The organism is Clostridia bacterium, from assembly GCA_034926675.1.
GTDB lineage: Bacteria > Bacillota > DTU025 > DTU025 > DTU025 > JAYFQW01.
Genome location: JAYFQW010000010.1, coordinates 74,573 through 88,952, shown reverse-complemented (window position 1 = coordinate 88,952; position 14,380 = coordinate 74,573). Strand labels below are relative to the sequence as shown.

At 60.0% G+C, this 14,380-nt stretch carries 14 protein-coding genes; all 14 read left to right on the top strand.

All coding sequences use genetic code 11. The annotated features are described in order from the left end of the window. Positions 1-194, top strand: a 194-nt coding sequence (locus tag VB144_04590) for a YmdB family metallophosphoesterase (protein MEA4882938.1), incomplete at its 5' end; no start/stop codon positions are given. A gap of 94 nt (positions 195-288) precedes the next feature. Then, positions 289-549, top strand: coding sequence for a stage V sporulation protein S (locus VB144_04585; GenBank protein MEA4882937.1), 261 nt, complete (start codon positions 289-291; stop codon positions 547-549). Between the two features lie 267 nt (positions 550-816). After that, positions 817-1,350, top strand: coding sequence for a GNAT family N-acetyltransferase (locus VB144_04580; protein MEA4882936.1), 534 nt, complete (start codon positions 817-819; stop codon positions 1,348-1,350). Positions 1,351-1,517: 167 nt separating this feature from the next. Continuing rightward, positions 1,518-1,946 (top strand): division/cell wall cluster transcriptional repressor MraZ, encoded by a 429-nt coding sequence (gene mraZ, locus VB144_04575; protein ID MEA4882935.1) that lies wholly within the window; start codon positions 1,518-1,520, stop codon positions 1,944-1,946. 59 nt (positions 1,947-2,005) lie between these two features. Beyond that, positions 2,006-2,965 (top strand): 16S rRNA (cytosine(1402)-N(4))-methyltransferase RsmH, encoded by a 960-nt coding sequence (gene rsmH / locus VB144_04570; GenBank protein MEA4882934.1) that lies wholly within the window; start codon positions 2,006-2,008, stop codon positions 2,963-2,965. Positions 2,966-2,979: 14 nt separating this feature from the next. Next, positions 2,980-3,492, top strand: coding sequence for a cell division protein FtsL (locus tag VB144_04565; protein MEA4882933.1), 513 nt, complete (start codon positions 2,980-2,982; stop codon positions 3,490-3,492). Between the two features lie 24 nt (positions 3,493-3,516). Further along, positions 3,517-5,688 (top strand): penicillin-binding transpeptidase domain-containing protein, encoded by a 2,172-nt coding sequence (locus VB144_04560; GenBank protein MEA4882932.1) that lies wholly within the window; start codon positions 3,517-3,519, stop codon positions 5,686-5,688. A gap of 5 nt (positions 5,689-5,693) precedes the next feature. After that, on the top strand, positions 5,694-7,202 hold the full coding sequence (locus tag VB144_04555) for a UDP-N-acetylmuramoyl-L-alanyl-D-glutamate--2,6-diaminopimelate ligase (GenBank protein ID MEA4882931.1): 1,509 nt from the start codon (positions 5,694-5,696) through the stop codon (positions 7,200-7,202). A 1-nt stretch (position 7,203) separates the two neighbouring features. Beyond that, positions 7,204-8,631, top strand: a complete 1,428-nt coding sequence (gene murF, locus VB144_04550; GenBank protein ID MEA4882930.1) for a UDP-N-acetylmuramoyl-tripeptide--D-alanyl-D-alanine ligase — start codon at positions 7,204-7,206, stop codon at positions 8,629-8,631. Further along, positions 8,628-9,593, top strand: a complete 966-nt coding sequence (gene mraY / locus VB144_04545; GenBank protein MEA4882929.1) for a phospho-N-acetylmuramoyl-pentapeptide-transferase — start codon at positions 8,628-8,630, stop codon at positions 9,591-9,593. Before murF ends, mraY begins: the two co-directional genes overlap by 4 nt. 25 nt (positions 9,594-9,618) lie before the next feature. Further along, the gene (gene ftsW / locus VB144_04540) at positions 9,619-10,722 is read left to right on the top strand and encodes a putative lipid II flippase FtsW (protein ID MEA4882928.1); all 1,104 of its coding nucleotides are present in this window, start codon (positions 9,619-9,621) and stop codon (positions 10,720-10,722) included. Between the two features lie 71 nt (positions 10,723-10,793). Beyond that, positions 10,794-11,999: an undecaprenyldiphospho-muramoylpentapeptide beta-N-acetylglucosaminyltransferase gene (gene murG, locus VB144_04535; protein ID MEA4882927.1), complete on the top strand. Its 1,206-nt coding sequence runs from the start codon at positions 10,794-10,796 to the stop codon at positions 11,997-11,999. Positions 12,000-12,056: 57 nt separating this feature from the next. Next, positions 12,057-13,457: a UDP-N-acetylmuramate--L-alanine ligase gene (gene murC, locus VB144_04530; protein ID MEA4882926.1), complete on the top strand. Its 1,401-nt coding sequence runs from the start codon at positions 12,057-12,059 to the stop codon at positions 13,455-13,457. A 4-nt stretch (positions 13,458-13,461) separates the two neighbouring features. Next, on the top strand, positions 13,462-14,379 hold the full coding sequence (gene murB / locus VB144_04525) for a UDP-N-acetylmuramate dehydrogenase (protein MEA4882925.1): 918 nt from the start codon (positions 13,462-13,464) through the stop codon (positions 14,377-14,379). Position 14,380: the final 1 nt, after the last annotated feature.

Genomic DNA, 14,380 nt, shown 5'->3' with positions numbered 1-14,380 from the left:
GCCCGGTCAACTCGGTGATAGGCATGAACCCGGACACGGTGATCCCGCGGTTCATCTCCGCACTGCCTTCCAAGTTCGAGGTGGGACGTGGGAGGGTGTCGGTATGCGCAGTAGTGGTCGACATCAGTCACTCAACTGGCCGTGCACGGTCGATAGAACGGATTTTCGAGGAATTTGACGGAACATCGGAGTGATGCGGGTGGCAGATGAAAGAAGGAGTTTTCCAATCGGAGAATAATACTCCTATATTAGGTGCTATGTGTGCAACCTGATCAGGAGGATGGTGCTATGGAGGTGCTAAAGGTCTCTGCCAAATCCAACCCCAACTCGGTGGCTGGTGCTCTTGCAGGTGTCATACGTGAACGCGGTATGGCTGAACTCCAGGCGATAGGGGCTGGGGCGATAAACCAGGCGGTGAAGGCCGTCGCGATTGCGAGGGGATTCGTTGCTCCAAGTGGCCTGGATCTCGTGTGCGTGCCTGCATTTGTCGATGTTATGATCGATGGAGAGGAACGAACCGCCATCAAACTGATCGTGCAGCCACGGTGATTCGGTTCCGACCACAGGAGGGGGGTGCATCCGGGGTCTACTCGACGCGAGCGCCCTGCGATATTCGCAATGATCCATATTTCTAACTGGTTTTTCAGACGTGTGTGAGTCGTCTTCTTCTGGTGCCCCTGCAGTCGGATCCGTACGCGGCAACGCGGGCGCAAATGCGATGGATTGGATACAGTTTCTTGGAGGTGAACGACCGTTCCGGGGCGAATCCACATGCCAGCGTGGGGAGGTGGAGTCGAACCGGAAGAGGGGTCGTAGATGGGTGAAGGGGAGAAAGCGACGCTCCGCCCCTTGGCAGAGCGAGATCTCGACGCTTTGGTTGCATGGGATGAAGACTCTGACGTAGCCGATCTCATGGGTGGATCGACTCGGACTCAAGAGGAGTCGAAGGCGAAGTTCATGGCGCTTATGCGCGATAGGAACAGTGCAGCCATGGCCATTGAGTCAGATGCCGGTGTGCTTATCGGCGATATTGAGCTGATCGAGATCGCGTGGCGGAGCGGAGATGCAGAACTGGTGGTTCGCATAGGAGAGCCCGCCTACTGGAACCGGGGCTACGGTTCAGAAGCGGTTCGGGCAGTGCTCGAATTGGCTTTTGGCCAGATGGGCCTGAGGCGGGTTTATCTGAGGGTGTGCGCTAATAACGCCAGGGCCATCAGGTGTTACTCAAAATGCGGGTTCCGCTGTGAAGGTGTGGTCAGGAGGCGGTTCGGAGATACCCGCGACCCGAGGATCATCGTTTTGATGACGATCCTAAGGGACGACTTCATCAGGATGAGGGTGGCGTCCTAACGGTTTCATACCTATACTGCACCCGGGGAGGGCACGTGCCCTCCCTTTCTTCTTGCCAATTCTCGCTCACATCGCCCGGGATATTTGCGGAGCATTGAAGGAGAAAGCCTCACAGCATAGAAGTAATCGGTCAAGTGGAGTAAAGTGGAGCAAAGTGGTGGGTCACGGTGTTCATAGGAGAGTACAGGCACTCCCTCGACAACAAGGGCCGCATCATAGTCCCATCCAGGTTCCGGGAGGAACTTGGGGATAGCTTTGTTCTCACCCGGGGGCTCGACACTTGCCTTTTCGGATTCGCCATGGATGAGTGGCGAACGCAAGAGGCCAAACTAACAAGCCTTCCGATGACCATGGCAGATGGCCGAGCCTTCTCAAGATTGTTCTTCTCTGGAGCATCAGAGTGTGAACTGGACCGCCAAGGCAGAGCCCTTGTCCCTGGCCATCTCAGGGAATATGCGAAGATCAACAGGGATATCGTGATAATCGGCGTGTCGTCGCGGTTTGAGGTATGGGGAGCCGAGGCGTGGGACGAGTACCTGGCCCGGGTCTCCGGCTCTTATGAGGCGATCGCAGAGAAGCTGGTCTCGCTGCAGTAAGGCGACAACGTTGCGATATGGTGGGCTCGGCACGAGCAGGGCCGCCTGCCGCAGGAAGCGTGGAACGAGATTCGATGGACTACGCCCACACCCCAGTCATGCTCCGAGAGGTTTTGCAGTTTCTGAACCCGGGCCCAGGTGATGTTGCAGTGGATTGCACTCTGGGCGGCGCGGGTCACTCTGCCCGGATCGCTGAGAGGATCGGACCCGCTGGATTCCTCCTCGGCATCGACAGAGACCAGGACGCACTGGCGGCTGCGGAGAGAACCCTATCAGGGCAGGAGTGCGCAATCAGGCTCGTTCAGGGGAACTACGCTCTTGTGGGGGAAATCGTGGGGCGAGAGGCTCCACGCCCTCCCGATTGTATGCTTTTTGACTTTGGAGTCAGTTCGTACCAGCTTGATTCTGCGGAACGCGGGTTCACGTTCCGCGAGGATGCTCCGCTGGACATGCGGATGGATGCTTCGTCAGGAATGTCCGCGGCCGATCTGGTGAACACCGAGAGCGAGGATGAGCTGGAACGGATCATCAGAGAGTATGGCGAGGAACGGTGGGCGGCGAGGATAGCCCAGTTCATCGTGGATGCACGGCACACCAAACCCATACTCACCACAGGGCATCTGGTTGGCATCATCCTGGCGGCGGTGCCCCGCGGGGCGAGAAGAGAAGGCCCCCACCCAGCCAGAAGGACATTCCAAGCTCTGCGGATAGCTGTGAACGATGAGCTCGGCGCGATTAGGCGCGGCCTCGAGGGCGCCATTGAGTGCGCTGCACCAGGAGCGAGAATCGTGGCCATCTCATACCACTCGCTCGAAGACAGGATTGCGAAAGAGGCATTCAGGAGTGCAGAGAGGCCATGCACCTGCCCGCCGTCGATGCCTGAATGCATATGCGGCCGTGTAAAGCAGGTGGATGTGATCACGAGGAAACCCGCGTTGCCATCAGAGGAAGAGATAGCGTTGAACCCGCGCGCCAGGAGCGCCAAGCTCAGGGCCGTGCGAAAGGTTCTAGGCTTGTGAGGGGGCGAATAGCCATGGAGTGCAGCAGTTCGAGAATCGGTGAGGTGGGACGGCACGCAGCTGCGCGGAGGGCCACAAGGGGTCGGAGATTCGTGGCGGCGTGCGCAACAGTCGCCATTGCAGCTGTCGTGGTTCTCGTTGCATACCTGGCCCAGAGAGCAGAGATAGTCCGAGCGTCCGATGGACGCGTCCGAGCCGAGTCTCGTTTGGCCGCGCTGAGAAACGAGTACGATCGGAGGTCACTGGAGCTCGCACGCCTCACATCCCTCGATAGAATCGACCGTGCAGCCCGTGTTCAGTTAGGAATGGTGGATCCAACAGCCACTGGAGTGGTGATGGTCGATGCAAGGCCGCAGGTTGCTTCGGCCTCCGTGTCCACGCCTGCGGCCCGCGCGCTGTCCGAGCCGCCGACAGTGCTCGCTTCGGTATCGGGGGCGATACAGCATATGGCAATGGCCGCGGCATCCAGCCTCGTAGCCGCGTGGTTTGCGAACGCCCCGGCGCAGCTCCCTGTTGTTCTCGATTGAACGAAGGTCATGGAGGCATGAGAGGTGCCATCTAGATCCGTTAACGCCAGGAAAGCCTACCGCCGCGCGGCGCCTGGCAGGCAGATCCACAACAGAAACGTCTCAGGAGTATCGGTGTCGCCTGTCGTCATCAGGGCAAGGGCCTATCGGGTGATTGTCCTGGTGACGCTGCTTTTTCTTGCACTCGTGCTCCGGCTGGCATGGATTCAGATCGTGAAGTCGCCCTTCTACACCAAGCTAGCGTTGGATCAGAGAATGCGTCCTGTCCCAGTGGAGGCAAGAAGGGGCACGATCTATGATCGGCAACGCAGGGAACTGGCTGTAAGCATCAGTGCCGATTCTGTGTACGCTGCTCCGGCCGACGTCCGTGACCCCTCGGATGCGGCGAAGAAGCTATCGACTCTGCTGGGCGTTGCCGAGGAAACTCTTCTGAAGAACCTCACAGCTCGTCAGCAGACGGTCTGGCTCAGACGGAAGGTGGAACACGATGTCGCCGATGCCGTCAAGAAGCTCGGACTGAGCGGCATAGGTGTGGTTGAGAGCGGACAGCGGTTCTATCCGAAAGACACTCTGGCGGCGCAGGTCATCGGAATTGCCGGAATCGACAACCAAGGCCTTGAGGGAATTGAGCAGTACTACGATTCCCAGCTGCGCGGCGTGCGAGGCCAGATAGTTGCTGAACGAGATGCGGCTGGCAGGGAGATTGAGGGAGGCAGGCAATCCCGTATTCCCCCAGTCGATGGAAACTCCATAGTGCTCACTATTGACGAGGTGATCCAGTTCATCTGCGAGCGGGAGCTCGATCGTGCACTCGTCGACACTGGTGCATCGCGCGGGCTCATTCTCGCCATGGACCCGCGCACGTCTGAGGTGCTCGGCATGGCGATCCGCCCTACGTTCAACCCGAACAACTACGCCCAGTATCCAGGGGCGAACAGGCGCAACTTCGCCATCTGCGACATGTATGAGCCGGGTTCCACATTCAAGGTGGTGACGGCCGCTGCCTCGCTTGAGGAAGGTGTGGTCACGCCGAACACCATGTTCTTCGATCCAGGATTCATCAAAGTGGAAGACAGGACGATGAAGTGCTGGAAGGCCGGGGGGCATGGGTCGCAGACATTCACTCAGGCCACGGAGAACTCCTGTAACCCAGTGTTTGCGTCCATCGCGCTGAAACTCGGAACGGAGAAGTTTCTCCAGTATGTGAGGGCGATGGGGCTCTCCGAGAGGACCGGAATCGATTTCCCGGGCGAGGCTGCCGGGATAACCCATCAGGTGAAGAAGATCGGCCCTGTGGAACTCGCAACCTATGGATTCGGCCAGGGCATATCAGTCACCCCGCTTCAGCTCCTGAACGCAATGTGCGCAATCGCCAACGGCGGCGCCCTCATGAAGCCTATGCTGGTGCGGGAGGTGCTCAGCCCCGAGGGGGAAGTCATTCAGAGGTTCCAGCCAACCAAGATAAGGCAGGCTGTGTCCGCGAAGACCGCCTCCGAGCTATCGACCATACTTCAATCAGTGGTGGTGAACGGGTCCGGCTCACGCGCGGCAGTGCCGGGCTATGCGGTGGCTGGCAAGACAGGGACTGCGCAGAAGCCGGAGCGTGGGGGATACGGAGAGAAGCGAGTGGCTTCGTTCATGGGTTTCGCACCGGCCAACGACCCTAGGATCGCCATACTGGTGGTGCTTGATGAGCCCACCGTGGATGTGAAGTACGGCGGAGTGATCGCCGCGCCGATCTTCAAGGCGGCAATGGAGGATGCTCTGCGCTACCTCGAACTGCCTCCGACCTACGGACCTACTGGCAGTTCGGTGAAGAAGACAGTGACGGTGCCTAATGTGGTCGGCAAGTCTGCAGATGATGCAAATTCGATCCTGAGTGCGGCGAAGCTCTCGACGAGAGCAGAGGGAAGTGGGTCGGTCGCCACGGAACAGACTCCGAAGGCAGGGGCGCGAGTGGATGCAGGGACCACAGTCGTCGTTTACTTTACCCCTGCAGAGCGGTATAATCCTGACGATGCTGAGGTGGAAGTGCCTGATGTAATTGGAAGGACGCTCAAGGACGCTGCGCTGCTCCTTGGGGCCCGGGGCCTCAGCGTGAATCCGGTGGGGAAGGGTCTAGTCGTACGGGAGGAACCTGCTGCGGGCACAGTGGTGAAGGCCGATACAATGGTCACCATATACCTGGAGGACTGATGCAGATGCCACAGATGAGTCTGGGCGAACTCGTTGCCCGCACTCCAGGATGCGAACTCCATGGCGACGCCGACGCCATGATCGGGAGCCTCGTGTACGATTCGCGACGCGTTTCCGGGGCAGGCGTGCTGTTCGCAGCTTTCGTGGGGGCCAACATTGATGGCCACAGTTTCGTTTCCGATGCTATCTCCCGCGGTGCAAGCGCGGTGCTTGTATCGAGGGATATTGACGTCCCGGCGGGGACAGCAGTCGTAAAGGCCGTTGATGCCAGGGCGGCTCTGGGAGACATGGCCACTGCGCTGTACGGCGACCCCTCATCTGTGCTGAGTGTTGCGGGAGTGACAGGAACCAAGGGGAAGACGACGACTGCCAGTATCCTGCACTCGATACTCGAATGGGCAGGGCGCCCCGCAGGGCTTTTGGGCACCATTTCCTACCGCGCGGGCGGGAGCGTCGTCCCTGCGCCCAACACCACACCTGAAGCCGCGGACATTCAGAAGCTAATGCACGAAATGGCGGCAGCTGGGCAGACCCATTGTGTGATGGAAGTATCATCTCATGCCGTGTCCCTTGGCAGGATCGCTCATATCGATTTCGATGTTGGCGTTTTCACGAATATCGGCCATGACCACATGGACTTCCACAGGACGCTCGAGAACTACGTCGACGCCAAGGCGGGTTTCTTCCGCACCCTAGGCGCCTACGGCAGGCGTGACGCCAAGCCCTGGCCGAAGAGGGCAGTCATCAATCTGGACGACCCGTACGGGGCTTCGATGATTGCCGCTGCACAGAGCGGTGGAGCGGAGGTAATCACCTACTCACAGCGTGGCGCGAACGCCGACTTCCGAGCGGAGGACATTTCACCTGGCGGCAGGGGGCTCGCATATATGCTGCGGGAAGGCGCCTCGTCGGTGCGAGTGTCGTCATCTCTTGTTGGCGCGTTCAATGTGTACAACTCGATGGCCGCCATAGCCGCGGCTCGCGCCTTAGGAGTTGAGCTTGAGCCCGCTGCTGTCGCGGTCGAGCATTTCCCGGGAGTCCCCGGGCGGTTTGAAGCGGTGTCGGAAGGGCAAGATTTCGCCGTGATTGTGGACTACGCCCATTCTCCGGATTCCCTGGCCAATGTACTTGCGACTGCCCGAGAGATGGCTCAGGGCCGCGTCATATCCGTGTTCGGATGCGGCGGTGACCGCGACCGAACCAAGCGCCAGCTTATGGGGAGGATATCCGCGGAGATGGCGGACCTGACCATCGTCACCTCGGACAATCCCAGAAGCGAGGCGCCGAATGCGATAATCGGTGAGATCATCGGCGGAATGGGCTGCCGGGATGGACGATGGGTCGTGGAGCCTGACCGGGCGCAGGCGATCCGTACGGCGATTGGATGGGCGCGGCGTGGAGATGTGGTTCTCATAGCAGGCAAGGGTCATGAGACCTACCAGATATTTCGGGATAGGACGATCCACTTCGATGACAGGGAAGTGGCGCGCGCCGCGATCAGGGAGCTGATTTGACTTGTTTTCATACACCCTAGCCCAGGTTGCCTCGGCAGTTGGGGGAACCTTGCAGTCGGGAGATGCAGGCCGTGAGGTCCGTTTTGCGGTAGTGGATTCGAGGCTTGCCGGGCCTTCCGCCATCTTCTTTGCTTTGCGTGGAGAGCGAGGGGACGGGCACGCATTCGTGGAAGCTGCTGCAGCTGCCGGCGCCGCTGGCGCCGTGGTGTCGAGAATTCCGAATGACGCGAAGGCCCTAGATCCGAGATTCGGCGTGATCCATGTCACTGACACGCTGGCGGCTCTGGGCGCACTGGCCGCCGTTCACCGGCAGGCGCTGAACCTGCCAGTAGTGGGCGTTACGGGCAGTGCCGGCAAGACAACGACAAAGGACATGATCGCATCGGTCCTGTCGTCGAGGCGCCGTGTGGCGTCCACGGCTGGGAATCAGAACAATGAGATCGGCGTACCCCTCACGGTGCTCGGAATGGGGTCTGAGCACGACTGTGCAGTGGTTGAAATGGCTATGAGAGGCCGCGGGCAGATCGCAAGCTTGGCGCAGATTGTGCGCCCTACTATGGGCGTTATCACAAACGTGGGCGACGCCCACATTGAGCTCCTTGGATCGAGAGAGAATACCGCTGTCGCCAAGGCAGAGCTCATCGAGGCTCTCGAGCCCGGAGGAGCGGCGATCCTCAATGGCGATGATCCGTTGACCAGGGCCATGGGCGCCTCGGCCAAGGCCGGAGTCCGAGTGATACTATACGGCCTTGGGGATCACTGCTTGATCCGGCCGGACGCCGTTGATCTGCAATCAGGTAGTTCCAGCTTCACACTTGGGGCGTCGGGCATGGCGGAGAGGGCAATCAGGTTCACTGTTCCCTTGCCAGGCATGCACAATGTGGTGAACGCCTTGGCGGCTTTGGCGGTGGGAATCGAGTTCGGGATGGACGCGGAAGCCATGGCGGCCGGGCTGGCCTCTTTCGCGCCCTCATCCATGCGAATGCAGTTCCAACCTGCGCCTGCCGGGTACGTGGTGATAGATGACAGCTACAATGCGAACCCTGCGTCCATGGAGTGCGCCATCGATGCTGCGGTTGTCCACGCTGCAGGCAGGCGGGTTATTGCCGTCATGGGAGAGATGCTCGAACTTGGGCAGGCGAGCGCATGCGCCCATGCCCGAGTCGGAAGGCATGCGGCAAGGGCAGGCGTTGCCGGAATAGTGGCTGTGGGCGCCCACGCGTCAGATCTCGCAAGAGCGGCGCGGGAAGAGGGACTACGCAACGATATGGTGTTGGAATGCGGCGACAACGCTGCGGCCGCCGCCGCCGCGACGGTCCTCGCACGAGAAGGCGATGTGGTGCTTGTTAAGGGGTCGAGGGGGATGCACATGGAGGAGATTGTCGCTTCCCTCGTGCAGGGTGAAGACGGGCAGGGTGAGTTGGCGTGAGCGAGGTTCTTATGCGTTCCGCAGTATCTGGGACAGTGGCTCTGGCAGTGAGCCTTCTGATCGGGCCGCCGGTAATCGGATATCTGCGAAGGCTCAAGTACGGGCAGGTGGTGAGGACCGATGGACCAGCCTCGCACCTGAAGAAGTCTGGCACTCCTAGCATGGGCGGGGTCATCATGTTGGCAGCCGTGGTCATCGGAGCAGTCTCCGGAAGCCGGTCTTTCAATGAACTCCCGTGGGCTCTGTTCATCACAACGGGATGTGGGCTTATCGGAATGGCCGATGACTACGTATCCGTGGTAGCCCATCGGTCTCTAGGCCTCCGGGCCAGACACAAACTGCTCTTACAGGGCGCGCTAGGCATCATCCTGGGCATGTACGCCTACGCCTCGCCGAACCTCGGGTCGGCGGTTATTGTGCCGTTCACCCACGGTCGCCTCATCGACCTTGGCATTTGGAAGATTCCATTCGTGGCCCTCGTGCTCATCTCGGCCACTAATGGCGTAAACCTCACCGATGGGCTTGACGGACTAGCTGGCGGAACGGTGGCAGTCGCCTCCTTTGCCTACCTTGCGGTGGCCAGGAGCATCGGAAACGCCGAGATGGCGGTGTTCGCAGGCGCAGTTGGCGGGGCGTGTCTGGGGTTCGTCTGGTGGAATGCCTACCCTGCCCGTGTATTCATGGGCGACACCGGCTCCCTCGCCCTAGGGGCTGCCCTCGCTTGCATGGCCGTGCTCACCAAGACGGAGTTCATACTGGTGATCATCGGAGGGGTGTACGTCATGGAGACTCTCTCTGATATCATCCAGGTTGCGTCTTTCAGACTGACGGGGAAGCGCGTGTTCAGGATGGCGCCTATCCATCACCATTTCGAGCTCTCGGGAGTGCCGGAAACCCAGGTGGTGGTGAGATTCTGGATCGTCGCTGCTTTCTTCGGGGTTCTCGGCTTCATGGCTCTGTGAACCGCGCGGAATGTGGGGGGTTGGCATGCGTGATCGGCGAGGTCTTCCGGACCTGGTCTTGCTCATAGTCGCACTTGCGCTGCTTGGGATAGGAATAGTCATGGTGTTCAGTGCGAGCTCTGTGACGTCCTTCTATGAACAGGGAGATCCGTATCACTACCTCAAGCGGCAATCCCTGTGGGCGGTGATCGGCCTCGCCGGGCTTCTGCTGGCGATGAGGATCAACTACCATGTATGGGAGAAGACCGCGGGCGTACTCGCTGTCGTAGGTGTGGGCTCATTGGCCTTGGTGCTTGTGCCTGGCATCGGAAAGCTGGTGGCTGGATCAAGGCGGTGGCTCGGTTTTGGCTTCGCGCGATTCCAACCATCCGAGTTCGCCAAACTGTTCTTGGTGATGTGGCTCGCGGCATACCTTTCAGGGCCGCAGGAGCGAGTGAAGGATTTCCTTCGCGGGATCATTGTGCCCCTGTCTGTGGTGGGGGTGGCTGCGCTTCTCGTATTCGCAGAACCTGATCTCGGCACCGCCATTACCTTGGTGGGTGTGGGCGGTCTCACGGTGATGGTGGCGGGATGCAATGTCGGGCATCTCCTAGGCATCGGGTCACTTGCCGTCCCCGTGATCTACCTCCTGGCGAAATCGGAGCCATACCGGATGCGAAGGCTGACATCCTTCATGGACCCGTGGGCAGATCCGCTGGATTCCGGGTTCCACATAATACAGTCGCTTCTCGCCCTTGGGTCGGGAGGGCTGGTAGGCGTGGGGCTGGGGTTATCCCGGCAGAAGTGCTTCTACCTCCCTGAGCAGCACACCGACTTCATCTTCGCCATAATCGGAGAGGAACTCGGTTTCCTTGGCACTGCAACGGTGATTGCCCTGTACGTTCTGTTCGCGGTGAGGGGCTTCCGCACTGCCATGCAGGCGCCTGATGCGTTCGGCTCCGTACTCGCAGCAGGCATTACGGTAATGATTGCACTGCAGGCCCTCATGAACATCGCGGTTGTGACCGGTTCGATGCCCATAACTGGCATCACCCTGCCGCTGATCAGCGCCGGAGGGTCTTCACTCCTGCCTACGCTGGCCAGTATAGGCATACTATTGAACATATCCAGCCATGTAGGGCAGAGATAGAGACGTCCCGGGCGGCCTTGCGCGGCGCGGCCCCATGTGAGCCGTGGGCCCGGATGAGGAGTGGCATGAGCTTGGCTATCAGTGACTTAACCTCCGCCCAGCGCCTGAGGTTCATTCTGGCGGGCGGGGGAACAGGCGGGCACATATATCCGGCGATATCGATAGGGCGCGAACTCCTCTCGAGGCATCCTGGCGCAGAGATTCTCTTCGTTGGAGGAGACCGGGGCCTTGAGAGAGATCTGGTTCCGCGTGAGGGGTTTCCTTTTCGGGCGATCAGGGTATCGGGTTTCCGGAGGAAGCTTTCCGCCGACACCATTGCCACGGCATTTCGAGCAGTTCAGGGCGTGTTCCAGTCGGTTGCTATTATAAGGGGATTCCGCCCAACCGCAGTAATCGGCACAGGAGGCTACGCCTCTGGCCCGGTCGGGCTTGCAGCCGTACTTCTAGGATGCCCCTTGATCATCCACGAACAGAACGTGGTTCCGGGTGTCACCAATCGCATGCTGTCCCGATCCGCGCAGACGGTGGCCATCAGCTGGGAGGAGTCGAGGCGGTTCCTTCGCCGCCCGGAGAGGGCGGTGCTCACAGGCAATCCAATCCGCGCAGATGTCATGAGTGCATCGCGGGATGAAGGGATCCGCTCGTTGGGGCTGAACCCCAGGCGCAAAGTGGTGCTGGCTTTCGGAGGCAGCCAGGGCTCGGAGACGATCAACAAGGCGTTCATCGCGGCTGCCGCCGGGCGCGAACTCAGGTGTGATCACGGTGTTCAGCTCGTCCTGGCATGCGGGAAGGGGAAATTCGATACTGCGGTTCGGTTGGCAGGGGCTGCCGAACTCCCTGTGATCGTTGGGCCCGACGGTATAGGGCGTTCAGGCAGCGGAGATCTTATACTGATGCCATACATTTACAATATGCCCCAGGCCCTGGCCTGCGCCGACCTTGTGGTATCGAGGTCAGGCGCCATTACCCTGGCCGAACTCGCTGCCAGAGGAGTGCCGGCGGTGTTGGTTCCTCACCCATACGTGCCTGACAACGTTCAGGAGAAGAATGCCAGGGCGATGGCAGCCAGGGGCGCAGCAAGGGTGATCCTGGATCGGGATCTCACACCTGAATCCCTGACTGCACATGTGGTGTCGCTCATCTCGTCTCCGTCCGCTCTTCGGCAGATGGGGGATTCGGCACGAGCGGCGGGAATACCGGACGCGACTGCACGGGTGGCGGACTGCGTGGAGCGGGCAGTGGGTTGGACATGCTCTCGGAAAGGGCAAAAGGCATAGAATAGCAGCGTGCAAGTTGCTGATGGGCAGGAGAGGTGCAGCCATTTGGATGGCGGAATGCGGGTGCATTTTATCGGAATAGGTGGAAGCGGGATGAGTCCGCTCGCTCAGATAATGATAGGGCTTGGGGCATCGGTATCCGGGTCCGATGTCCGTTATTCGCCACATCTGGAGGACATGTCCGCCCTAGGAGCTGAGGTATATCAAGGGCACGACCCGGATAGGGCAGTCCGCGCGAATATGGTGGTGGCATCGGCGGCGGTTCCAGCCGACGATCCGGAACTGAAAGCGGCGCAGCTCGCAGGCGTTTCGATAGTGAGCAGGGCGGAGATGCTCGGAGAGATCATGCGCACGCGTAGAGGAATCGGGGTCACTGGCACCCACGGCAAGACCACGACCTCAGGGATGATAGCTCTGATACTCACTGAAGCCGGGCTTGATCCCACCATCGCCGTTGGCGCCGGGCTTCCCTGGTTGGCCAGTGGAGGCAGGGCTGGGAGCGGCGATTTCATGATTGCAGAGGCCGATGAGGCCTACGGATCGTTCCTCAAACTCGACCCCGAGATTGCCGTGGTGACGAATATCGATGATGACCACCGCGATCACTATGGAACCTTCGAAGGCATCCTCGATGGTTTCTCTGAGTACCTGTCGAGAATCAAGCCACTGGGTTTTGCGGTGTTGTGCGCCGATGATCCGAATGTGGCGCTGGCAGCGTCTGAACTCAAGCGGCGAATAGTGCGATACGGGGTGGCATCGGAGGCCGACTATACCGCTACTGAGTATCGTGCCTCGGGTTTTGGCTCCCGCTTCCTGGCCCTTCACCGCGGAGTAGCCCTAGGGCAAGTAGAGCTTTTGGTGCCTGGAATGCATAACATGAGTAATGCCCTGGCGGCAATCGCTGTGTGCGATCAGATTGGACTGGACTTCGATGCCATTCGGAGGGCCTTGGCGAAGTACACTGGAGCTGACCGCAGATGCCAGGTGTTGGCGCAGGTGAACGACATTGTGGTCGTGGATGACTATGCCCATCACCCAGCCGAGATACGAGCTACCCTGGGGGCCATCAGGCAGGCAATCCGCGGACGGCTTGTGGCGGTGTTCCAGCCTCAGAGGTTCTCCCGCACTAGGCTCTTGCGGGATGAATTCGCCAGGTCGTTCAGCCTTGCCGATCTGATAGCCGTGACCGAGATCTACTATGAAGGCACGGGCGAATCGCCGATTCCGGGCGTATCTGGCCAGGACCTTGCGGAGCGCATTGCGGCCTATGAGGGCAGGCCCGTTGTATACCTGCCTGACAAAGGCGCTCTGGAGCGGTTCATGTCAGAAACGGCGCGTCCCGGCGACACCATAGTGACCATGGGCGCCGGAGACATATACAGGACATCGCGGAGCTTTGCCGAAGAGCTACTCCGCTCGGGGGCATGCCCCGGGCCATCTCGGGATGGGCGGTGGTAAATCGATGGCGAGCATGGTCACCGATGAACAGGTCACGCGTCTGGCACTCTCGTTCAGTGGGGTGATACTCCGGAACGAGCCCATGAGCAACCATACATCGTTCCAGATCGGTGGCCCGGCCGACGTGATTGTTTCGCCGCACGATAGCGAGTCCCTCATTACTGTTCTTTCGTGGGCATGGAATGAGGGGTTGCCTGTTTTCGTATTGGGGAATGGGACCAATCTTCTTGTCGCCGATGAAGGCATACGCGGGGTGGTCCTTCGGATCGGCCCGGGCCTAGACAGGATCTCATTCAATTCCACGCAGGTTAAGGCGGGATGCGGCGTCAGCCTGCCAGCGCTCGCCAGGGTCTGCGCCGAACGAGGGCTGTCTGGCCTCGAATGGGCGGTGGGAATACCGGGTTCTCTTGGAGGGGCATTGGCCATGAACGCCGGCGCCTACTCGAGCACCGTAGGCGATGTCACTAGAGAGGTGATGACTGCAGGTCTCGACGGTTCGATCTCGACGAGGACCGCTGAGGAGATGCAGTTTGGTCAGAAATCGAGCAGGCTATCCCACGGAGATGCAGTGGCGTACGAGGCGGTGCTTTCGCTGAAACCAGGCGTTCCCCACGATGTTGCAGCGAGGATGGCAGGGTACATGAAAGACCGCAGGATCAAGCAGCCCCTGCATCTTCCCAGCGCCGGGTGTGTCTTTCAGAACCCATCTGGCCGCGGAGCGGGCAGATACATCGATGCCGCCGGGCTCAAGGGAATGCGAGTGGGCGGCGCAGAGATATCGAATGTGCATGCGAACTTCATTGTGAACGCTAGCGGGGCGACTGCGCGGGATGTGCTGATCCTGATGGACGTCGTGAAGAGGACTGTTTATGAGAAGTTCGGAGTGGAGCTTGTTCCAGAAGTGAGGGTGGTGGGAGGTTAGT

Bases quoted from the DNA above. Each gene is read 5' to 3' on its own strand.
- VB144_04585 (MEA4882937.1), top strand. From the start codon at position 289: ATGGAGGTGCTAAAGGTCTCTGCCAAATCCAACCCCAACTCGGTGGCT.
- VB144_04580 (MEA4882936.1), top strand. From the start codon at position 817: ATGGGTGAAGGGGAGAAAGCGACGCTCCGCCCCTTGGCAGAGCGAGAT.
- VB144_04565 (MEA4882933.1), top strand. From the start codon at position 2,980: ATGGAGTGCAGCAGTTCGAGAATCGGTGAGGTGGGACGGCACGCAGCT.
- VB144_04555 (MEA4882931.1), top strand. From the start codon at position 5,694: ATGCCACAGATGAGTCTGGGCGAACTCGTTGCCCGCACTCCAGGATGC.
- ftsW (MEA4882928.1), top strand. From the start codon at position 9,619: ATGCGTGATCGGCGAGGTCTTCCGGACCTGGTCTTGCTCATAGTCGCA.
- murC (MEA4882926.1), top strand. From the start codon at position 12,057: ATGCGGGTGCATTTTATCGGAATAGGTGGAAGCGGGATGAGTCCGCTC.
- murB (MEA4882925.1), top strand. From the start codon at position 13,462: ATGGCGAGCATGGTCACCGATGAACAGGTCACGCGTCTGGCACTCTCG.